The sequence below is a fragment of the Streptomyces sp. P9-A4 genome, assembly GCF_036634195.1.
Classification (GTDB): domain Bacteria; phylum Actinomycetota; class Actinomycetes; order Streptomycetales; family Streptomycetaceae; genus Streptomyces.
The window spans coordinates 471,308-492,556 of sequence record NZ_JAZIFY010000001.1 but is presented as its reverse complement, the minus strand read 5'-3'; the positions used below and the strand labels follow the sequence as shown (position 1 = coordinate 492,556).

The window sequence follows — 21,249 nt, the reverse complement described above, 5'->3', positions numbered from 1 at the left end:
AATCACCTGGCCAGCGAGATCCGCAGGAGATCGGCCATCGAGCGCAGTCCGTCGCGCCGTGCCGAGAACGTCGAACCGGGTACGTCGTGCCAGACCACCGGCACCTCCACGACGTCCCGCCCGGCCCGGACGACGTGGGCGAGCAGTTCCACGTCGAAGGCGAAGCCGTCGATGTGGCAGTCGCGGACGATCGCGCGGGCGAGCGGACCGGAGAAGAACTTGAACCCGCACTGGGTGTCGGCCACCCCGGGCAGCGAGAGCCGCGAGAGCGTACGGAACATCAGACCGCCGCCGCGCCGGAGCGCCGACTGCTCGACGGCGAGGCGTGCGCCGGGGGCGTGCCGCGAGGCGATGACCGCACCGTGCCCGGCGCGCAGCAGCCCCATGACCCGGTCCAGGGTCTCGACGGGAGTGGCGTTGTCGGCGTCGGCGAAGCCGATGAACCGGGCCGAGGAGGTCTCGATGCCGCGCCGCACCGCCGCGCCCTTGCCCTGGTCGCTGCACCCGATGGCGTGCACCGGGACGGCGGAGCCGGCGAAGCGCTCCAGGACGTCGAGGGTGCCGTCGGCGCTGTTGTTGTCGACCACGACGACCGCCGAGGACCAGGGCCGTTCGGCGAGGAAGCCGAGGGTGGCGGTCACGGTCGAGGGCAGCCGGCGCTGCTCGTTGAAGGCCGGGATCAGCAGTTCGAGTTCCACCGGCGGGCGGACGAGCGGGCGGGGGAGCGGTACGTGCGCGTGGGTGGCGGCCATCACGCCTCGCCTCCTGGGGACAAGGCGCGGGGCGCACCGGCGCGCGGGGGAGCGGTACGGGTGGGGCGGCGGGACGCGGCCGGGCCGGGAGGCGTCACGGGCGCGGAAGGCCCGGAGGTTCCGCCTGGTTCGGCCGGTTCGGCCGGCTCGCCTGGTCCGGCTGGTTCTCCGGAGGCGCGGTCGCGTCGCGCGGTGCGGGTGCGTGCCGTACGGCCGCGGTGCCGGCGCCCGGCGCCGTGCGGCCTGTGCGCCCGGTTCAGGGCGGGAACGGCGGCGGCGCGGACCCGGTCGGACGCCCGGCGTGCCGGGTGGATGTCCGGGCGGCGGAGGGAGTGGCGGGGCGAGCGGCGCCGGGCATCGGCGAGAGGCCAGTCGGTCATCCGCCGCAGGGGGTGCGGAGCGGGTGCCACCGGCGCTCGGCTGATGCAGAGCAAGGTCACGACGAGCCTCTTCCGACAACCGACCCTACCGAGGGTCTGTCCAGAAATAGTGCTGTTTCCAGCGTTAGCACCCTTACGAGCGGTTCGTCAACCGCAGGGGGCGCCGGAGCCGCGGTCGCCGCGCGCGGGTCGCCGGTGTGCGAGCCGGGAGAGCGCGTTGTGCGGCCGTTCGTCGAGCAGGGTGCCGAGGATGCGGGCGCCGTCACGGATCGTGCGAGGGTGTGACGGGCCGTGGCGGCGCGGCAGTTCGAGGCTCGGCACCTCGGCCACCCGCAGGCCGTAGTGGAGCGCGTGCGCGACGAGTTCCGCCCCGAGCTCGACACCGTCCTCGCGCAGGTCGAGAAGGTCCACGAAGGTGCGCCGGAACGCGCAGAACCCGTACCAGAGATCCGTCAGATGCTGCCCGTACAACTGCCGTGCGACGCGCAGCAGCGCACGGTGTCCGAGCCGTCGCGAGAGCGGGTAGTCGGCGAAATCTCCGCCTGCGATGAACCGCGATCCCTTGACGAAGTCGTAACCGCTTTCCAGGTAGTGCAGAAAGTGCGGGATCTCGTGCGGGGACATGCTCCCGTCGGAGTCCATCAGTACGACGAACTCCCCGGTCGCCGCCCGCAGCCCGGCGTGCGGGATGTCGCCCAGGGTGGCGTCCCAGGGGCCGAGCCCCCGCACCGTGAGCCCCTCGCGGAGCCCCGCGCGCACAACGCCGTCGCCGGGCTGCGCGCCGACCAGGACCACGTCCCCCACGCTCGGCGGCAGTTGGCCGAGGAGCTGGCCGAGCGCCGCTCCGGGGTCCCTGACCTCGGGTCGGACCGTCAGCACGAGACTCACCGTCCGCATGCCGTGATCGGGTGTCCGGTCGGACGACCGGCGCAGGGGATGTGAATCGCTACTCATCGGTACGACCCTCCGCGCGACGGACCCGCGCCCGTCCAGAATCCTTCGCCGGGGGCGGCACCGTCAAGAAATGCGGTAAACCGGCAGGGGAATCGTGAAAAGGTATGCGGAACCCCGGGAAGTGATCCCGTCCGGTCCGGCGTGAATTCCCCGCCGGACGACGCCGCTCCGACACGGATTTCGCGCTCCCGGAATCCCTCGGCTTATGCACGCGATTCCCCAGGGGCATACAATCCGGTCATGGCAGGGCGAATTGAGGACTACGCCCTCGTCGGTGACCTGGAGACGGCGGCGCTCGTCGGGACCGACGGGTCCGTCGACTGGTGGTGCGCCCCGCGCTTCGACTCGCCCGCGTGCCTCGCCGCCCTCCTCGGTGATCCCGGGCACGGCCGCTGGCTGCTCGCCCCGGTCGGCAAAGCCCGCTGCTCGCGCCGGAGTTACCGGGGCGACACCCTCGTCCTCGACACCGTCTGGGAGTCCTGCTCCGGAACCGTCCGCATCACCGACTTCATGCCGCCGCGTTCGCCGCGCGAGGACTCCCCGCGCATCGTCCGGCTGGTGGAGGGGCTTGCCGGACGGGTCGACATGCGGGGCGAGTCGAGGGTCAGGTTCCACCACGGCAGCATCGTGCCGTGGACCCGCTCCGTGGACCGCCGCACCGTCGCGTCCGTCGCCGGACCCGACGCCGCCTACCTCTCCTGCGGCCCCGGCACGGAACCCGTCGTCACCCCGGACCGCACCACCGTCGAGTTCACCGTCACGGCCGGCCGGCGGGTCGCCTTCGTCCTCGGCTGGCGCCCCTCGCACATGCCGGTGCCCCCCGCCGCCTCGCCCGCCGACCTCGACGCCGCCCTCACCCGTACCCTCGCGTTCTGGAACGAGTGGGCCGCCGACCTCCGCTACGAGGGGCCCGCGCGCGAGGCCGTCATCCGCTCCCTGCTCACCCTCAAGGCGCTCACCTACGCCCCCACCGGCGGTGTGGTCGCCGCGGCGACCGCCTCGCTCCCCGAGTCCCTCGGCGGACAGCGCAACTGGGACTACCGCTTCTGCTGGCTCCGCGACTCCACCTTCACCCTCTCCTGCCTGATGCGCGGCGGCTACCGCAGGGAGGCGCTCGCCTGGAAGGACTGGCTCGTCCGCGCCGTCGCGGGCGACCCCGCCGACCTCCAGCCGCTCTACGGGGTGGAGGGCCAGCGGCGGTTGCCCGAGACCTTCGCCGACTGGCTGCCCGGGTACGAGGACTCACAGCCCGTCAGGTTCGGAAACGCGGCCGTCGACCAGTTCCAGCTCGACGTCTACGGCGAGGTCCTCAGCACCGTCTACTCGGCCGTCCGGGCCGGCGTCGCCCTCGACGCCCCGGCCTGGTCCCTGGTGGCCTCGCTCCTGGAGTACCTCGGCGAACGCTGGCAGGAACCGGACGAGGGCATCTGGGAAGTCCGGGGCCCACGACGCCACTTCGTCCACTCCAAGGTGATGGCCTGGGTCGCGGCCGACCGGGCCGTCCGGCTGGCCCGTGTCGCCGGGCTCCGCGGCTCGCTCGGCCGCTGGCAGGGCCTGCGCCGCGACATGCGCGCGGAGATCTGCGCCCGGGGCTGGAGCGAGGAACAGCAGTCCTTCACCCAGTACTACGGAGGCCGGAGGATCGACGCCACCGCCCTGCTCATCCCCCGGCTCGGCTTCCTCCCCGCCGACGACCCCCGGGTGCTCGGCACCGTGCAGGCCATGGAACGCCTCGACGACCACGGCTTCCTGCGCCGTTACGGGGACGCCGACGGCGGCACCCACGAGCTGGACGGACTCGGCGGCACCGAAGGGGCCTTCGTCGCCTGCACGTTCTGGTACGCCGACGCCCTCGCCGTGACCGGCCGGCCCGAGGAGGCCAGGGCCGTCTTCGAGCGGGTCCTCGACATCCGCAACGACGTCGGGCTGCTCGCCGAGGAATGGGACCCGGTGGCCGGCCGCCAGCTCGGCAACACCCCCCAGGCGCTCAGTCATGTGGCGCTGGTGAACACCGCGTTCACCCTCTACGGAACCCGGCGCCGCGACCGTGCCCGCTCCCGCCCCCTCGCCGTGGCGTGATCGCGCGGGCGCCCCGGTTCGTGGTCGGCGACGCTACCGCCGGGGCCCCCGGTCCTCGTCCGGGAGGATCCAGCGCCCGTCGCCGCCCCGGCCCGGACGGAAACGGCGGCCCTCGTCCCGGCGGCGCGAGTCGTGCGACTCGCTCATCGCCTCGAAGGCGACGAACGCGGCGATCACCAGCCCGAGCACGATCGCGCCCAGGATGTACCAGCCGTTCGGCGCCAGGAAACCGAACGCGATCAGGACGACCAGTCCGATACCGATCTTGCGCGGCAGCGACATGTGGAGCTCTCCCCCCCCGGAGGATGCCTGCGGTCTCCCGACCAGACGCGGGCACCGCCGGCCCGGTTCCCGTCTCCGGCGTGTCGTTCGGGTGAGTCCAGCGGGCGGGGCAGCCGCGCGTGGGTTCGAATCGGGGCATGGCTTCCTACGACAGGCCCCGCGCGGGCGGCACCCCGAGGCCGCTGGAGACCGGTGACACCTGGTGGTACGCCGCCGTGGCAGGCGAGGCCGCGGGATCGTTCAGCACCAGGGTCCGCATCCGGACCCGGCGTGCCTGCCTCGGGGCCGTCCTCCTCCTCACCGTCGTCTACGCCGGCCTCGTGCTCACCGCGACCGGCCGCCGCTGGGGCGACGCAGCCGCGACCGGCAGGCGCGCCGACACCGCCGCCGCCACCCTGCTGCGCGAGCACCCCTCCCTCGCCGGACTCACCACCCTGTCCCTGGTCCTCGGCTGCGTCCTCCTGGTCGCCGTCGGCCTCATACGCAAGCGGTACGTCCCCACCGGACTCGCCGCCGGTGCGGTCGTCACCGCCCTCGCCGTCACCGGACTGCTCCAGCGCTACGCACCCCGCCCCCGGCTCGTCGACCCCGGCGGGGCACTCGTCCCCAGCGGCTTCCCCAGCGCGCAGACCACCCTCGCCCTCGGCATCGCCCTCGGCCTGCTCCTCGTCGTCCCCTACCGGCTGCGCAGCCTCGCCGTCGGCGCCGCGACGCTCTGGGCCGTCGCCGTCGGCGCCTACACCGTCGCCGCGGGCCAGCACCGGCCCGGCGACGTCATCGCCGCGGCCCTGGTCGTCCTCGCCGTCTTCTGCGGACTCCTCGCCGTCCTCGCCCGCAAGGGCAAGGTGCGCCGCGGGGCCCGCCGGGGGCCCGCCCTGCCCGGCCTCCCGGTGACCGTGCCGCTCGCCCTCCTCGCCGCCGCCGGGCTCGGCATCGGCCTCTGGCTCCTGGGCGACACCCTCGCCCTGCCGGCCACCGCCCCCTACGACCCGGCCGAGCTGCGCCTCGCCCACCGCTGTGGGCAGACGCTCGCCGCCGGTGCGGTCGCGGCGGCGGGACTGGCCGCCATCGCCCTGCTGCGCCGCGTCGACCTCGACGGCGCCGCCGCCCCGTACCGTCTCGGCGGCCCCTTCGTGGAGGCCGCCGGAGTCCCGGGGGACGGAGAGCTCGTGGGGCCCTTTACCGATGACCTCGATCACGAGATATCTTGATGTCGAGCAATCTCGCATACGCAGACGTGGAGCTGGAGAACCCTGGTGACTGACTCGACCATCATCTACACCCACACTGACGAGGCGCCCGCCCTGGCGACGTACTCGTTCCTGCCCGTGATCCAGGCGTATGCCTCGCAGGCAGGCGTCACGGTCGAGACGCGGGACATCTCCCTCGCGGGCCGCATCATCGCCGTCTTCCCCGAGTTCCTGGAGGAGGGCCAGCGCATCGCCGACGCCCTGTCCGAGCTCGGTGCCCTGGCCAAGACGCCCGGCGCCAACATCATCAAGCTGCCGAACGTCTCGGCGTCCATCCCGCAGCTCAAGGCCGCGGTCGCCGAGCTCCAGGCGCAGGGCTACGCCCTCCCGGACTACCCGGACGACCCGAAGACGGACCAGGACAAGGACGTCCGCGCCCGCTACGACAAGATCAAGGGCTCGGCCGTCAACCCGGTCCTGCGCGAGGGCAACTCCGACCGCCGCGCGCCGGGCTCGGTCAAGAACTACGCCAAGACCCACCCGCACCGCATGGGCGCCTGGACCTCCGAGTCCAAGACCAACGTCGCCACCATGGGTGAGAACGACTTCGCCTCCACGGAGAAGTCCGCCGTCATCGCGAAGGACGACACCCTCCGCTTCGAGTTCACCGCCGCCGACGGCACCGTCAGCGAGCTCCGCGAGCCGCTGAAGGTCATCGCCGGCGAGGTCGTCGACGCCGCCGTCATGCGCGCCGCCGCCCTGCGCACCTTCCTCAGCGAGCAGGTCGCCCGTGCCAAGGCCGAGGACGTGCTCTTCTCCGTGCACCTCAAGGCCACGATGATGAAGGTCTCCGACCCGATCGTCTTCGGCCACGTCGTGCGCGCTTTCTTCCCGGCCACCTTCGCCAAGTACGGCGAGGTGCTCGCCGGCGCCGGCCTGTCCCCGAACGACGGCCTCGGCACCGTCCTGGGCGGCCTGGACGCCATCCCGCACGGCCTCGGCGCCGAGATCAAGGCCTCCTTCGAGGCCGAGCTCGCCGACGGCCCCGCCCTGGCGATGGTCGACTCCGACAAGGGCATCACCAACCTGCACGTGCCGTCCGACGTCATCGTCGACGCCTCGATGCCGGCCATGATCCGCACCTCCGGCCACATGTGGGGCCCGGACGGCCAGGAGGCCGACACTCTCGCCGTCCTGCCGGACCACAGCTACTCCGGCGTGTACCAGGCGGTCATCGAGGACTGCCGCGCCCACGGCGCCTTCGACCCGTCGACCATGGGCTCCGTCCCGAACGTCGGCCTCATGGCGCAGAAGGCCGAGGAGTACGGCTCCCACGACAAGACCTTCGAGATCGCGCAGGCCGGCACCGTCCGCCTCGTCGACTCCGAGGGCAACGTCGTCCTGGAGCAGGAGGTCGCCGAGGGCGACATCTTCCGCGCCTGCCAGACCAAGGACCTGCCCATCCAGGACTGGGTCAAGCTCGCCGTCACCCGCGCCCGCGCCACCGGCTCCCCGGCCGTCTTCTGGCTGGACGAGAGCCGCGGCCACGACGCGCAGATCATCGCCAAGGTGAAGCAGTACCTGCCGGAGCACGACACCGAGGGCCTGGACATCCAGATCCTGTCCCCGGTCGAGGCCACGAAGTTCTCCCTGGAGCGCATCCGCCGCGGCGAGGACACCATCTCCGTCACCGGCAACGTCCTCCGCGACTACCTGACCGACCTCTTCCCCATCCTGGAGCTGGGCACCAGCGCCAAGATGCTGTCGGTCGTCCCGCTGATGGCGGGCGGCGGCCTCTTCGAGACCGGCGCCGGCGGCTCCGCCCCGAAGCACGTCCAGCAGCTCGTCAAGGAGAACTACCTCCGCTGGGACAGCCTCGGCGAGTTCTTCGCCCTGGCCGCCAGCTTCGAGCACCTCGCGACCACCACGGGCAACGCCCGCGCCCAGGTCCTCGCCGACACCCTCGACCGCGCCACCGGCACCTTCCTCAACGAGGACAAGTCGCCGACCCGTCGCCTCGGTGGTATCGACAACCGCGGCAGCCACTTCTACCTGGCCCTGTACTGGGCCCAGGAGCTGGCCGCCCAGACCGAGGACGCGGAGCTGGCCAAGGCCTTCGCGCCGCTGGCCGAGACCCTCGCCGCCGACGAGCAGAAGATCGTCGACGAGCTCGTCGCCGTCCAGGGCGCCCCGGCCGAGATCGGCGGCTACTACCAGCCCGACCCGGCCAAGGCCGCGGCCGTGATGCGCCCGTCCGCCACCTTCAACGAGGCCGTCGCGTCCCTCGCCTGATCCGGCGCGCGCCCGTACCGCCCCGGCCGGAATCCTTCCGGCCGGGGCGGTCCCGTCGGTGGCGCATCCGCCGTTCGGGTGTGAACCTGGATGGATGAGCTGGGCATCTTGGACGACCGCCGGTGTCTACACCGGGCGTGGTGGGGTGCTGACCGACGAGGCGGGCGTCGTCACGGGAGATCTGACCGTGCACACGACCTGGGCCGACCGGGAAGCACGCGTGGCCGTGCAGTACAGCGGCGCATCCGACTGGTTCACCATGTCGGGAAGTCCCGTTCCGTGCGAGACGGAGGAGGAGAGCCGCGATCTCCACGACGCCGTCGTGGCAGCCGTCCGGGAGGGGAACGGGGCCACGGTCCCGCGCCTGCCCGTCCCACCGGCCTAGCCGCGACGCCGCGACGCCGCGACGCCGCGAGCCGGCACCGAGAGAAGTGTTATCCCTCCCGCGCCCACGGGTCTCCGAACGACGGGGGACTCGGACCAGGGATGAGGGAGCAGACCCATGCACAGCGACGAGCGCCGCACCACCGCACTGGTGGAGGCGGCGAGGGCCGGTGACGCGCACGCCAGGGACGCGCTGGTACGCGCGTACCTGCCCCTCGTCCACAACATCGTCGGACGGGCCCTCGACGGCCACGCCGACACCGACGACATCGTCCAGGAGACGATGGTCCGCGCCCTCGACGGCCTGACCGGTCTCCGCGACCCCGCCCGCTTCAGGTCCTGGCTCGTCGCCATCGCCATGAACGGGATACGGCGCCGCTGGCGCGAACGCCGCCAGGAGCCCGTGCCCGGCCTCGACCGGGCCGCCGACCTCGCCGATCCGGCCGGCGACTTCACCGAACTCACCATCCTCAGGCTCGGCCTCTCCGGGCAGCGCCGCGATGTCGCCCGCGCGACCCGCTGGCTCGACGAGGACGACCGGGAACTCCTCGCCCTGTGGTGGCTGGAGGCCGCGGGCGAGCTGACCCGCGCCGAACTCGCGGAGGGCCTCGGCGGGATCTCCCCGCAGCACGCCGCCGTCCGCGTCCAGCGGATGAGGGAACGACTGGAGACCGGCCGGGCCGTCGTCCGCGCCCTGGACGCCGTGCCGGCGTGCCCGGACCTCGCCGGGACCCTCACGGCCTGGGACGGCCGCCCGTCCCCGCTCTGGCGCAAACGGATCGCCCGCCATCTGCGGAACTGCGCCGCCTGCACCGGCAGCGCGGCCGGACGCGGCGGCCTCGCCCCGGTGGAGGGCCTGCTCGTCGGCATCGGTCTCGTACCGCCGCTCGCGCTGGCCTTCACCGGCGGCGAGATGGCGCGGACGGTGGCCCTGGACCCTGCCGGGCAGGCGAGGCCGTTGGAGTCCGCCGGGCATCCCGTACCTCTGGAGTCCGTACCCCTCGAACCCCTTACGCGGGGCGTCCCGCCGGAGCCCGTCGCGCCCGCCCACGGTGTCCGGTCGACGCCGGTCCGGCGCTCCGTCCTCGCCGGCGCGGCGGCCGTCGCCGTGCTCGGGGCGGTCGCCCTGCTCGTACCCCCCGAGCCCCACGCGCGCGTGGCGCCCGCCGCGCCCCCGGCGACCCGCCCGCCGGTCCCGACCCGGTCGGCCCCGGCCCCGGCCCCGCCCCCGACCCCGAGTCCGACGGTCACCGCCCACCTGCCCGCCCCGACCTCCGCGCCTCCCGCCTCCCCGCGCCCCACGCCTCCCGCGCCCAGCGCGGAGGAGCGGGTGACCGGGCTCGTCAACAGGCTGCGGGCCGAAGCGGGTTGCCCGCCGCTGCGCGTCGACTCCCGGCTCTCCGGCGCGGCCCGCGCCTACGCGCGCGACATGGCCGCCCGGGGCTACTACGGACACGCCAGCCCCGAGGGCGACTTCGCGGACACGCGGATCACCGCCGCCGGTTACGACTGGAGCGCCTGGGCCGAGAACCTGGACCGGGGGACCACCGACCCCGCGTCCGTCGTCGAGGACTGGACGGACGGCGCGGCGCACGAGGACAACATGCTCGACTGCCGGTACCGGGACACCGGGGTGGCGTCGGTGCCCGGTCCGCGCGGCACGATCTGGGTGCAGAAACTGGCGGCCCCCGCCTCCTGACGTACGGGGGCCGCCCACGGGACGCCGCCCGCTACCGCTTGGCGCCGAAGTCCTGCACCCACCAGGGGCCGTTGGCGGTGAGGGTGACCCCGACGCCGATGTCCTTGAAGGAGCAGTTGAGGATGTTCGCCCGGTGGCCGGGGCTGTCCATCCAGTCCTCCATGGCCCGCTCCGGGGTCTTCGGCCCGCGGTGGATGTTCTCGCCCCAGGTCGACCACGCGTACCCGGCGCCGCTCATCCGGTCACCGGCGTCCCGGCCCTCCGGACTGTCGTGCTCGTAGTAGTCCCTGGCCGCCATGTCGTCGGCGTGTGCCTGGGCGGCCGCCCGCAGACGGATCTCGGCGCGGAGCGGCCCGCAACCGGCCTTCGCGCGCTCGGCGTTGGCGAGGGCGACGACCTCCTGGACGTACCGGGCGGGCTTCCCCGCGGGCACTCCCGCCCCGGGCGTCACGCCCTGCTGCTCCGGCCGCCGCTCCTGGGGCCGTACGGGAGCCCGTTCCTCCTGCCGCCGTTCCGACTCCGCCTTCGGCCGCGTCCCCGGAACCGCGCCCGACGGAGTGACGCCGCCCGGCGTGGTCCCGGCCCTGTGGGAGGCGGGCGTCGGAGCGGTCGCGGGCGAGGCCGGGGGCCGGGTGAACGGGGTCGCCTCCCGTACGGCCTCCGAAGCGGCGGATACGTCCCCGGTGGCCCCAGGTGGCGCGACCGGCGCCACGGCCGGAGGCGCGCCGACCGCGGGACCGGAGCCGACGGAGGCCACGTACACCCCCGTCGCCACCGTCAGCACGGCCGCCGCAGCCCCGGCGACGGTGACGCCGGTACGGAACGACGTGCGGCGCGCCGGACGCCGCCGCCGCGCGCCGCCGCCCTTGCGGTGCCGGCCGCCCGCCCGGCCCTCCTGGTCCCGCGTGAAGGGGTCGGGGTGCGGGCCGTGTTCGGGGTTGTCGGGGTCGTCGTGGTGCCGCATGGAGCTCCGCTCTCTCGCCGTGGTCGCCGGACGGTCCGGCGCTGGGGAGAGCCACCGGGGCGACGGCGATAACACTTTCCGGCCCCGGCCGCCCCGACACACCCCGTCAACCTGGCGCGTCAACCCGTCGCGCCCGTCCTTCCGGCACCCTTTCAGCCCTGCGGGACCACCGCCACCGGACACGGGGCGAGGTGCAGCGCCGCGTGCGCCACGGAACCGATCCGGGGCCCGACGGCGCCCCGCTTGGCGCGCCGGCCGACCACCAGGAGCTGCGCGGCCCCGGAGCCGGAGAGCAGCACCTGACCGGCGCTGCCGAGTTCGACGTGCTCGGTGACGGACACGTCCGGGTACCGCTCGCGCCAGGGCGAGAGGGCCTCGCGCAGGGCCTTCTCCTCGTACGGGACGAGCCCGCCGGCCTCGTCGGCGAGCCGCATGGAGGCCGGGCTGTACGCGTAGAGCGGCGGCAGGCTCCACGCCCGGACGGCCCGGACGGACGCCCCGCGCGCGGCGGCGGTCGCGAAGGCGAAGCCGAGGGCGGCGGCGCTGTCCTCCGGGCTGCCGAGCTGGCCGACGACCACGTGTCCGGTGGGCGGTTCGGCCGGTTCGCCGTCGCGGGACCGGACGGCCACGACGGGGCGGGTGGCGGCGGCGATGACCTGCTGGCCGTACGAGCCGAGCAGGAAGCCGGTGACGGCGCCGTGCCCGCGCGAGCCGATGACGAGCATCTCGGCGCGCTCCTCGGCGCCGAGCAGCGCGGCGACCGGCGTGTCGGGAAGGACCTCGGCCGAGAGCGCGAGTCCGGGGTACCGTCCGGCGACGGTGGCCTCCGCCTCGCGCAGGACCGCCTCGGCGGCCTGCTCCTGGGTGGCACGGTCCTGGACCAGGGGGAGGTCGAGCGGTTCCCAGCGCCAGGCGTGTGCGAGCCGTAGCGGGAGTCCCCGGTGGAGGGCCTCGCGGGCGGCCCAGTCGGCCGCGGCGAGACTCTCCGGGGAACCGTCCACTCCTGCGACGATCTCACGACTCATCAGGCTGCCTCCGTCGGTGCGGTGACGGGCCCGCCCGGTGGTCGGGCCCTCCTCCCTCCAGCTTGGGCCCATCGGCCGCCCGGCGAGAGGGCCGGACGTCCCGACATGCGGGTCCGTCCGGCCCTTCGTACTCCGGCGGCCCCGCCGTCAGGCGAGCAGGGTGAGCCGGGCGTGGGTTCCGTTGAGGTAGTGGTCGCCGATGTCCCGCAGCCGGTGGGCCGCCTGGGTGGAGGCGGTGAGCGTGCGGGCGTTGCGCCAGAAGCGGTCGAAGCCGGGACCGCCGGTGCCGGCTTCGGCGCCCGCCGTGCCGTCGACGAGTTCCAGGATGCGGGTGGTGATGTGGACGGCCGCCCGGCCGGCGACCGTCTCGGCGGCCGCCACCAGGACGGCGATGTCGGCCCGTTCCTCCACGCCGAGCGTCCACGCGGCGAGCAGACCGCGCGTCAGGGCGTCGGTGGCCCGCTCCACCACGGCCGCGGCGGCGTGCGCGGCCGTCGCCAGTTCCCCGTAGGCCAGCAGGAGGTACGGATCGTCCCCGGCGCCGGCCGGCACGGAGCCGTCCGTGGCGGGGCGGTCCGGGTGACCGGCCGGGCGCGGTCCCGCCTGTCCGGCGCGGCTGATGTCCCGGGCCTCGGCGAGCGCCCCCTCGGCGATGCCGAGGCCGACATGGACCAGGAGCAGTCTCAGGGCGAGCGGGGCGAGGCCGGAGAAGGGCGCGACGGCGTGCTCGTCGTGGGGGAGCGTGCCGAGGACCTGCTCGGGTGCGAGGGGCACCCGGTCGAAGGTCACGGTGCCCGCCCCGGCGAGCCGTTGGCCGACCCGGTCCGCCCCGGGCTCGGTGAACACCCCGGGCGCTGCGGGGTCCACCAGGACGACCAGCAGGTCGCCGGTGCCGTCGGCGCGCGCCCCGACCACCAGCCGGTCCGCCACGGCGACGGCGGAGGAGAACGTACGGCTTCCGTCGAGGACCCAGCCGCCTCCTTCGCCGTCCGCGGGGGTGAGCGCGAGGCCGGGGCCGGTCTCCGCGCGGGGCGGTTCGACGCCCCCGGCGAGCAGCCAGTTCTCCTCGGCGGTCCGTACGTCGAGCGGGGCGCCGGCCGCGCGGACCGGGTCGAGGAAGCGGCTGCTCCAGGAGAGCGCGTAGTGGTGGGCGAGGAGCTCGCCCACGGAGCTGTCGGCGGCGGAGATCTCCCGTACGACCGCGCAGGCGGCCCGCCAGTCGGCGCCCCTGCGGTCCGGTCCGGGGGCCGTGAGCAGGGCGGGCAGCCCGGCCTCCTGGAGCCGCGCGACCTCGTCGAACGGAGCCTTGCCCGCCCGGTCCCTGGCGAGTGCGTCGACGGCGAGGTCGTCGGCGAGTTCGCGGGTGACGCGGGGCCAGAAGTCGTCGTCAGGGAGCTGGCCGGCAGGTGCGGAAGTGGTGCGTGCCGCTGGTCTCTTCGGCGATTTCCTCGGCGTGCTCACGTCACCTCACCTGATTCTTTAATCCCCAGTGGAACAGTAGGGATAGTGGCAGAGGTGGTCACTCCGCCCCAAGGGGCGTCCATGGGCTGGACAAGGGCGTCCTGATCCGCGAGACGGCGGCAAGTCGCCGCAGGTGGGGGAGGGTTGACCTCGGAGGTCAGGGGTTGGTCCAGGCCTCCGGGTCGTCCGTGAGCGCCACGATCCCCTCCGGCAGCCGGGCCGCCGCCACCTCCGCGAGCGAGACCCCGAGCACCTGGCGGACACCGGCCCGCAGGGCGATCCACAGGGGCAGCAACGATTCGGCCGGGCCCGTGTACGACAGGTCCGGCGGCCGTTCCCCGCGTACGGAGACCAGCGGGCCGTCCACACAGCGGACGACCTCCGCGACCGAGATCGTCTCGGCCGGCCTGGCCAGCCAGTACCCGCCGTTGCCGCCGCGCTGGCTCTGCACCAGGCCGCCCTTGCGCATGTCGCCGAGGATGCTCTCCAGGAACTTGTGCGAGATGCCCTGGCCCTCGGCGATGGCCTCGGCCTTCAGCGGCCCGGCGTCCTGGGCGGCGGCGAGCTGGAGAGCGGCCCGTACCGCGTAGTCGGCCCTGGCTGAAATGCGCATGCGCGCATTATTCCGCACGGGCGGGACCGGGAGGACGGCGTGTTCCGCACCTTGACGCCGCCCCCGGCCGGTCGGACACTCAAGGACGGGAAACCCGAGCGAACAGGTAGGGAACCATGCGACGCACCGGCCGGCGGGACACCGCACACGCCGTGCCCCTCCCGCGCTCCCTGCCCCGCCTCACCTCGCGCCGCCACATCGACCTGCTGCGGGTCTGCAGCGCGGCGAGTCGGCCTCACGAGGCCGGACTTCGGCGTGCCGGCCCTCCGCGGGGCGTCCTGGCGTGAACGCCCGTCCCACCCGCTGAGACGTCCTTCCGTCGCCGGAGGCCCGTGCGAGGTCCTCGCACGGCCGGAACAGCCCCGTCGGCTCCGCCGAATCCGTGCGCGTCTCCTCCTTCCCGTACCCCTGCTGCCCCCGGGCCCCGTGCCGCCCGCACCGCCGTCGCCCGTCCGCGACCGGTGCCGTCGCACGCCGCCCGGCCCAGCACCGAGCACCCCCAAGGGAGAAGCATGTCCGTCGTCCCGTCCTCGCTGCTGCCCGCCTCCGCCGTCCCCGCCTTCCGCGGACGCATCGGCCGCGACGTGCACAGCGGCCACTACGCCGCACCGCACCGCTATCGCCTCCATGTCGCGCCCTCCGCCCCGGGCTGTCTGAGGATCGCGCTCACCCACAGCCTCCTCGGACTCGACGACACGCTCCCGCTCACCGTCCTCCCCGAGACCCCCGACACGCCCGACGGCGGATACGCCGCGCTCCGCCCGCTGTACGAGGCGAGCGCGTACCTCTACGAGGGGCCCGCGGCCGCACCCGTCCTCAGCGACCGATGGACCGGACGGATCGTCAGCACCCACACCCCCGACATCCTGCGCGACCTCGCCCTCCGCTTCCGCGGCGAAGGCCCCGACCTGCTGCCCGAGGAACACCGCGGCGCCATCGAGGCCATCGCCGACCTGTGCGAACGCAGCGTCAACCGGGCCGCCCAGCGCGCCGGCGAACTCGGGATCGACGGCGAGGCCGCCCACCGCGACCCGCTCACCGTCCTCTTCGCGGCCCTCGGCTCCCTGGAACGCCGGCTCGCCCGTACCCCGTACGTGCTGGGCGACGCGCCGACCGCCGCGGACGTTCACGTCTGGACCACCCTGGTCCAGCTCGACACCGTCCACCGCTGGCACCTGGACGCCGCCGCCATGGACCGCGTCGCCGCACACCCGGCCCTGTGGGCGTACGCCCGACGGCTCGCCGCGCGCCCCGAGTTCAGCCGCTGCCTCGACATCGACGCGGTCATGCGCCGCCACCGCGCGCACTGCCGGGGCCGGGAGGCGGCGGGCGCGGCCATCCGCCTCGTCGACTGGCCCGCCATCGCCCGCTGACGCCCGCCCCGGCCGATCCGGCGACCGAGGGCGGTTCAGCCGATCCGATGCCCCGCCAGGGGCCCCGTGTCGTCACCCGCGCCCGCGCGGACCCCGCGAAGGAACGCCTCCAGCGCGTCGAGCGAACTCCGCGACGGCTCCCACTCCAGCTCCCTGCGGGCCCGCTCGGTCGCCAGCAGCGGCATCTGCCGCAGCGCGTCGAAGAGCCCGGGGGACGCCTGGGCGAGCCTCAGCCGCCACGCCGCCGACAGGGCGCCCCGCACGGCGCCCGCCGGCACCCGTACCGGCCGGGCGTTCAGCAGCTCGCCCAGGGCCGCCGCGTCGATCACCGGCTCGGCGGCCAGGTTGAACGCGCCCCGGACGTCCCGCAGCAGCGCCCGGAGATAGGCCTCGGCCGCGTCCTCGGTGTGCAGGGCCTGGAAACGGAGCCCCTTGAACTCGGGGAGCAGCGGCAGCAGATCGGGCCGCATCAGCTGCCCGGGGAAGAACCGCCCCGCGAAGACCCGCCGCTGCCCGCTCGCCGACTCCTCCTTGAACAGGAACGCCGGGCGCATCCGTACCACCCGGATCAGCGGATGATCGCGCTCGAAGGTGTCGAGGACCCGCTCCAGATACGCCTTCTCCCGGGTGTACGCGGCCCCCGGCCAGCCGTGCGTCGGCCACGCCTCGGACACCGGGGTACCGCCGACGGGACCGGGGGAGTACGCCCCCACCGAGGAGGCGTGCACCAGGACCGGCACCCGCGCCGCCGCGACCGCGTCGAAGACCCGCACCGCGCCGAGCACATTCGTCCGCCAGGTCTCCAGCGGATCGTGGGTCGGGCCGAACCGCCAGGCCAGGTGCACCACCGCGTCCGCCTCGGCCACGTACCGCGCGAGCTGCGGCTCGTCCTCCTCGCGGGAGAGGTCCACCTCGGCCCATTTCACCCCGGGGATCTCCAGGCCGGGCCGCCGACGGGCGAGCCCCAGGACCGAGCCGACGCGCGGCTCGCGCGCCAGGACCCGGACCAGGCTCGTCCCCACGTTGCCGGTGGCGCCGGTGACGACCACCCGCGAAATCGTGCTCGGGTTCATGTCTCCGACACTCCGCCATGGGCGGCGGAACCGCACCCCGGGCAGGGCCCCGCACCGGTTCCGTCACACAGCGTGTCCGTGCCGGTCGCGAGTGTGGCCGTCGACCGGGAGTATGGAGCGACTCAGGAGACAGGAGTACACCCATGCTGCTGCCCGACAGGAACACGGTCGACCGGCTGCTCCGGCACTACCGCGACCAGGAGCGGACCGTACTGGCCAGGCCGTGCGACCTGTCGGCCCGCCGGCGCTTCGAGGACACGGCGTACACGCTGTGCGTCCTCATGGGAGAGCGCACCGCCCGCGATGCCGTCCACGCCGCCGAACGCCATCTGGCCGGAACCCACCCCCGCACCCGGCAGTCCCTCGAAGGCCTTCCCGGCGCCTGACCCACCCGTCACGGGGTCGGTCAGGACGCCCGGGCCCGCGCGTCACAGGGTCGGTCAGGATTTGAGAAGCGTCCCCGTCCCGCCGCCGATAGCGTGGCTGCCACGGACCCCGCGATACGCCCGCCGTCGGACACGACGGGACGGCGCCGGTCCGTGTTTCGGCCCCGCGCGCGACAGGTGGAGAGACGATGAGCAAGGCCCCCAGGGTGGACGAGCACCCGGCCGACCGGCACGACCTGATCCGTGTGCACGGCGCACGGGAGAACAACCTCAAGGACGTCAGCATCGAGATCCCGAAGCGCCGGCTCACGGTGTTCACCGGCGTCTCCGGTTCGGGCAAGAGCTCCCTCGTCTTCGACACGATCGCCGCCGAGTCCCAGCGGCTCATCAACGAGACGTACAGCGCCTTCGTCCAGGGCTTCATGCCCACGCTCTCCCGCCCCGAGGTCGACGTCCTCGACGGCCTCACCACGGCGATCATCGTCGACCAGCAGCGGATGGGTGCCGACCCCCGCTCCACCGTCGGCACCGCCACCGACGCCAACGCGATGCTCCGCATCCTCTTCAGCCGCCTCGGCGAGCCGCACATCGGCCCGCCCAGTGCCTACGCCTTCAACGTCCCCTCGGTGAAGGCCAGCGGAGCGATCACCGTCGAGCGGGGCGGCAGCAAGACCGTGAAGGCCACCTTCAACCGCACCGGCGGCATGTGCCCGAACTGCGAGGGCCGGGGCACGGTCTCCGACATCGACCTCACCCAGCTCTACGACGACACGAAGTCGCTCGACGAGGGCGCGCTCACCATCCCCGGCTACACCCCGGGCGGCTGGAACTACCGCCTCTACAGCGAGTCCGGCTTCGTCGACCCCGGCAAGCCGATCGGCAAGTACACCAAGAAGGAACTGAAGGACTTCCTCCACCACGAGCCGACCCGCATGAAGATCGCGGGCATCAACATGACGTACGAAGGGCTGATCCCCCGGATCCAGAAGTCGTTCCTGGCCAAGGACAAGGAGGGCATGCAGCCCCACATCCGGGCGTTCGTGGAACGGGCCGTCACCTTCACCACCTGTCCCGAGTGCGAAGGCACCCGCCTCGCCGAGGGTGCCAGGGCGTCGAAGATCAAGCGGATCAGCATCGCCGACGCCTGCGCGATGCAGATCAGCGACCTCGCCGACTGGGTCCGGGGGCTGACGGAGCCGTCGGTGGCGCCGCTGCTCACCGCACTCCAGCTGACCCTGGACTCGTTCGTCGAGATCGGCCTCGGCTATCTCTCCCTCGACCGGGCCGCGGGCACGCTCTCCGGCGGCGAGGCGCAGCGCGTCAAGATGATCCGGCACCTCGGCTCCTCGCTCACCGACGTCACCTACGTCTTCGACGAGCCCACCGTCGGCCTGCACCCCCACGACATCCAGCGGATGAACGAGCTGCTGCTCCAGCTCCGCGACAAGGGCAACACCGTCCTCGTCGTCGAGCACAAGCCCGAGACGATCGCCATCGCCGACCACGTGGTCGACCTGGGCCCCGGCGCCGGTACGGCGGGCGGCAGCGTCTGCTTCGAGGGACCCTTCGACGCGCTGCGGACCTCGGGCACCGTCACCGGCCGCCACATCGACGACCGGGCCTCCGTCAAGGACGGCGTGCGGGAGGCGACCGGGACCCTGGAGATCCGGGGCGCGACCACCCACAACCTGCGGAACGTCGACGTCGACATCCCGCTCGGGGTCCTCACCGTCATCACCGGCGTCGCCGGCTCCGGCAAGAGCTCCCTCGTGCACGGCTCCCTCCCGGCGGGCGACGACGTCGTCTCGATCGACCAGACCCCGATCCGCGGTTCGCGCCGCAGCAACCCCGCGACGTACACCGGACTGCTCGACCCGATCCGCAAGGCCTTCGCCAAGGCCAATGGCGTGAAACCCGCCCTGTTCAGCGCCAACTCCGAGGGCGCCTGCCCCACCTGCAACGGCGCGGGCGTCATCTACACCGACCTCGGGATGATGGCCGGAGTCTCCTCCACCTGCGAGGACTGCGAGGGCAAGCGGTTCCAGGCCTCCGTCCTCGAATACCTCCTCGGCGGCCGTGACATCAGCGAGGTCCTCGCGATGTCCGTGGCGGAGGCCGAGGAGTTCTTCGCCGACGGCGAGGCGAAGACCCCGGCCGCCCAGCGTGTCCTGGCCCGGCTCGCCGACGTCGGTCTCGGCTACCTCAGCCTCGGGCAGCCGCTCACCACCCTGTCCGGGGGCGAGCGGCAGCGTCTCAAGCTGGCCACGCACATGGGCGACAAGGGCGGCGTCTACATCCTCGACGAGCCGACCACCGGTCTGCACCTCGCCGACGTCGAGCAGCTCCTCGGGCTCCTCGACCGGCTCGTGGACTCCGGCAAGTCGGTCATCGTCGTCGAGCACCACCAGGCGGTCATGGCCCACGCCGACTGGCTCATCGACCTGGGCCCCGGGGCCGGCCACGACGGCGGCACCATCGTCTTCGAGGGCACCCCCGCGGACCTCGTGGCGGCCCGCTCCACCCTCACCGGCGAACACCTGGCGGCGTACGTGGGGGCGTGACGTGACGGTCCTGGTCGTACGGGGTGGGCCGCCACGGCCCCGGAGGGTTCGGGGCGTGACGGCCGGAAGGGCGTGGCGGAGCAGGGAGGTGACGGCCGGTCAGCCCGCGCGGTGGGCGGCCCGCCGCCGCAGGCCCCACAGCGCGAGCGCCGCCGCGCAGGCGGAGCCCACCAGGGCCAGCGACAGACCGGCCGAGGCGCCCGAGGGCGCCGCGCCGTGCGCCGCCTTCCCGGGAGCGGTCACCCGCTCGGCACCGGCCCGGGGCGCCGTACTGTCCGTGTCGGTGCCGCCGCCGTCCCGGGCCACCGACACCGCGCGGGTGCCCGCGTCGGACGCCGCCTTCACCCGTACCGGCAGGAGGGAGCCCACCGGCCGGACCCGCTGGGCCGAGGCGAAGCCCCAGTCGAGCAGTTCGCGGGCCTCCTCGTACACCGTGAAGCCGCCTCCGGCCTGCGGGTTCATCACCGAGACGACCAGCGTCCTGCCGTCCCGGCGGGCGGCCGAGACCAGCGTGTTGCCCGCGTTGCTGGTGTAGCCGTTCTTGATGCCGATGAGCCCGGGATAGCGGCTCACGCCGTCCGCGCCGGTGAGCAGCCGGTTGGTGTTCGCGATGCCGTACGACCAGGAGCCCGCCGGGAAGTCCGCGTAGGGCGTCGAGCAGTAGCGGGTGAACTGCGGGTCCTGGAGGCCGGCCCTGCCGAACACCGCCAGGTCGTACGCCGAGGAGACCTGCCCCGGCGCGTCGTACCCGTCGGGGGAGACCACGTGCGTGTCGCGGGCGCCCAGCGACACGGCCTTCTCCTGCATCTGCCGGGTCATCGACTCCCAGCCGCCGTTCATCGAGGCCAGGACGTGGACCGCGTCGTTCCCCGAGCTGAGGAACACGCCGTTCCACAGGTCCGAGACCTTGTACGTGTACCCCTCCTTCACCCCGACCAGGCTGCTGCCGTCCCCGATCCCGGTCAGCTCGGAATCGGCCACGGTGTGCCGCTCGGACGGCTCGTGGTGGGGGAGCGCGGTCAGGGCGAACAGCGTCTTCAGGGTGCTGGCCGGCGGCAGCTTCCGGTGCGCGTCCCGCGCGGCGAGCACCTCGCCCGACGAGGCGTCGGCCACCACCCACGACAGGGCGGAGACCGAGGGCACGGCGGGCGCGCCCGGCAGGGGCTGCACCTGCGTGCCCGTCCGGTCGAGCCGCGCCGGGTCGACGTACTGCCGCGTGGGCGGCGTCGGCTCCCCGACGGAGGAGGCCGAGGTGACCGAGGAGACGGGGGTCACCGGAGCGACGGAGGAGGGCGAGCTGACGGAGGACGCCGTGGCCGCCGGAACGGGCAGCACGAACAGCAGCGCCGCGGAACCGGCGGCGGCATGACGGACAGCTGACGTGACGATCATTCAGCCACCGTAGGAACGGCTCGGCGGACGCGCAGATCGGAGTGCGCCGACCGGCGTAGCGGGTGTGGCGTACGGGTGTGGCGCCCGGCGCCGCGCGATGCGTCACCGGACCGTGCTTCGTACGGCTCCTGACCGCTCCGTGCCACTTCCGTACCTCCTTTGTGCCGCTTCCGTGCCGCTCCGAAACGGCCCACCGTCCCGTTGTCGGTGGCGCAGGGCATCCTTGTGACGTGCCCTCATACCCCCACCAGAGCAACGCCGTTCCTCCCGGTAGCCCCCCGGAGAGCCCGTCGGCGCCGGCCACCGAGCCGGCCTCCCGGCCGGTCCCCGGACCCGCCAGGTCTCCCGGCGCCCCCGGCGGCGGCCCCTTCGGCGTGCCCGCGGTCCGG

17 protein-coding genes are annotated in these 21,249 nt (G+C 73.9%); 8 read left to right on the top strand and 9 right to left on the bottom strand.

Going from position 1 to position 21,249, the window contains the following annotated elements; all coding sequences use genetic code 11:
* Positions 1-2: 2 nt before the first annotated feature.
* Positions 3-752, bottom strand: coding sequence for a glycosyltransferase (locus tag V4Y03_RS02185; protein WP_317874739.1), 750 nt, complete (start codon positions 750-752; stop codon positions 3-5).
* Positions 753-1,279: 527 nt separating this feature from the next.
* Positions 1,280-2,011 carry a glycosyltransferase family 2 protein gene (locus V4Y03_RS02180; protein ID WP_317874740.1) on the bottom strand — a complete coding sequence of 244 codons (732 nt, stop codon included), beginning with the start codon at positions 2,009-2,011 and terminating at the stop codon, positions 1,280-1,282.
* 315 nt (positions 2,012-2,326) lie between these two features.
* On the opposite strand from V4Y03_RS02180, the gene V4Y03_RS02175 reads away from it, so the two are divergent.
* On the top strand, positions 2,327-4,165 hold the full coding sequence (locus V4Y03_RS02175; RefSeq protein ID WP_332433794.1) for a glycoside hydrolase family 15 protein: 1,839 nt from the start codon (positions 2,327-2,329) through the stop codon (positions 4,163-4,165).
* Positions 4,166-4,198: 33 nt separating this feature from the next.
* Here V4Y03_RS02175 and V4Y03_RS02170 read toward each other — a convergent pair whose 3' ends face one another.
* Positions 4,199-4,447, bottom strand: a complete 249-nt coding sequence (locus tag V4Y03_RS02170; RefSeq protein ID WP_317874742.1) for a hypothetical protein — start codon at positions 4,445-4,447, stop codon at positions 4,199-4,201.
* A gap of 137 nt (positions 4,448-4,584) precedes the next feature.
* Between V4Y03_RS02170 and V4Y03_RS02165 the strand changes: the two genes are divergently transcribed.
* The 4 genes from V4Y03_RS02165 (at position 4,585) to V4Y03_RS02150 (ending at position 10,012) form a co-directional block, all read left to right on the top strand.
* Complete coding sequence (locus V4Y03_RS02165) at positions 4,585-5,658, top strand: phosphatase PAP2 family protein (RefSeq protein WP_332433793.1); 1,074 nt, start codon at positions 4,585-4,587, stop codon at positions 5,656-5,658.
* A gap of 45 nt (positions 5,659-5,703) precedes the next feature.
* Positions 5,704-7,929, top strand: a complete 2,226-nt coding sequence (locus tag V4Y03_RS02160) for an NADP-dependent isocitrate dehydrogenase (protein WP_332433792.1) — start codon at positions 5,704-5,706, stop codon at positions 7,927-7,929.
* A 94-nt stretch (positions 7,930-8,023) separates the two neighbouring features.
* A complete protein-coding gene (locus tag V4Y03_RS02155; RefSeq protein ID WP_317878773.1) occupies positions 8,024-8,314 on the top strand; it encodes a hypothetical protein in 291 nt (96 codons plus the stop codon).
* A gap of 117 nt (positions 8,315-8,431) precedes the next feature.
* Positions 8,432-10,012: a sigma-70 family RNA polymerase sigma factor gene (locus V4Y03_RS02150; RefSeq protein ID WP_332433791.1), complete on the top strand. Its 1,581-nt coding sequence runs from the start codon at positions 8,432-8,434 to the stop codon at positions 10,010-10,012.
* A 31-nt stretch (positions 10,013-10,043) separates the two neighbouring features.
* On the opposite strand, the gene V4Y03_RS02145 is transcribed toward V4Y03_RS02150, so the two are convergent.
* From V4Y03_RS02145 to V4Y03_RS02130, 4 genes are all read right to left on the bottom strand, one after another.
* Positions 10,044-10,976 carry a CAP domain-containing protein gene (locus V4Y03_RS02145; RefSeq protein WP_332433789.1) on the bottom strand — a complete coding sequence of 311 codons (933 nt, stop codon included), beginning with the start codon at positions 10,974-10,976 and terminating at the stop codon, positions 10,044-10,046.
* A 152-nt stretch (positions 10,977-11,128) separates the two neighbouring features.
* A complete protein-coding gene (locus tag V4Y03_RS02140; RefSeq protein WP_332433788.1) occupies positions 11,129-12,001 on the bottom strand; it encodes a universal stress protein in 873 nt (290 codons plus the stop codon).
* A gap of 147 nt (positions 12,002-12,148) precedes the next feature.
* Positions 12,149-13,462 (bottom strand): acyl-CoA dehydrogenase family protein, encoded by a 1,314-nt coding sequence (locus V4Y03_RS02135; protein ID WP_317878373.1) that lies wholly within the window; start codon positions 13,460-13,462, stop codon positions 12,149-12,151.
* A gap of 157 nt (positions 13,463-13,619) precedes the next feature.
* Positions 13,620-14,075: an RrF2 family transcriptional regulator gene (locus V4Y03_RS02130; RefSeq protein WP_317878372.1), complete on the bottom strand. Its 456-nt coding sequence runs from the start codon at positions 14,073-14,075 to the stop codon at positions 13,620-13,622.
* Positions 14,076-14,587: 512 nt separating this feature from the next.
* Between V4Y03_RS02130 and V4Y03_RS02125 the strand changes: the two genes are divergently transcribed.
* Positions 14,588-15,448 carry a glutathione S-transferase C-terminal domain-containing protein gene (locus V4Y03_RS02125; protein ID WP_317878371.1) on the top strand — a complete coding sequence of 287 codons (861 nt, stop codon included), beginning with the start codon at positions 14,588-14,590 and terminating at the stop codon, positions 15,446-15,448.
* Positions 15,449-15,483: 35 nt separating this feature from the next.
* On the opposite strand, the gene V4Y03_RS02120 is transcribed toward V4Y03_RS02125, so the two are convergent.
* Positions 15,484-16,521 (bottom strand): NAD-dependent epimerase/dehydratase family protein, encoded by a 1,038-nt coding sequence (locus V4Y03_RS02120; RefSeq protein WP_332433786.1) that lies wholly within the window; start codon positions 16,519-16,521, stop codon positions 15,484-15,486.
* A 143-nt stretch (positions 16,522-16,664) separates the two neighbouring features.
* Between V4Y03_RS02120 and V4Y03_RS02115 the strand changes: the two genes are divergently transcribed.
* Complete coding sequence (locus tag V4Y03_RS02115; RefSeq protein WP_317878535.1) at positions 16,665-16,907, top strand: DUF5133 domain-containing protein; 243 nt, start codon at positions 16,665-16,667, stop codon at positions 16,905-16,907.
* A gap of 188 nt (positions 16,908-17,095) precedes the next feature.
* Positions 17,096-19,468: an excinuclease ABC subunit UvrA gene (locus V4Y03_RS02110; protein WP_317878536.1), complete on the top strand. Its 2,373-nt coding sequence runs from the start codon at positions 17,096-17,098 to the stop codon at positions 19,466-19,468.
* A 99-nt stretch (positions 19,469-19,567) separates the two neighbouring features.
* On the opposite strand, the gene V4Y03_RS02105 is transcribed toward V4Y03_RS02110, so the two are convergent.
* Positions 19,568-20,860, bottom strand: a complete 1,293-nt coding sequence (locus tag V4Y03_RS02105; protein ID WP_332433785.1) for a D-alanyl-D-alanine carboxypeptidase family protein — start codon at positions 20,858-20,860, stop codon at positions 19,568-19,570.
* Between the last annotated feature and the right edge of the window lie 389 nt (positions 20,861-21,249).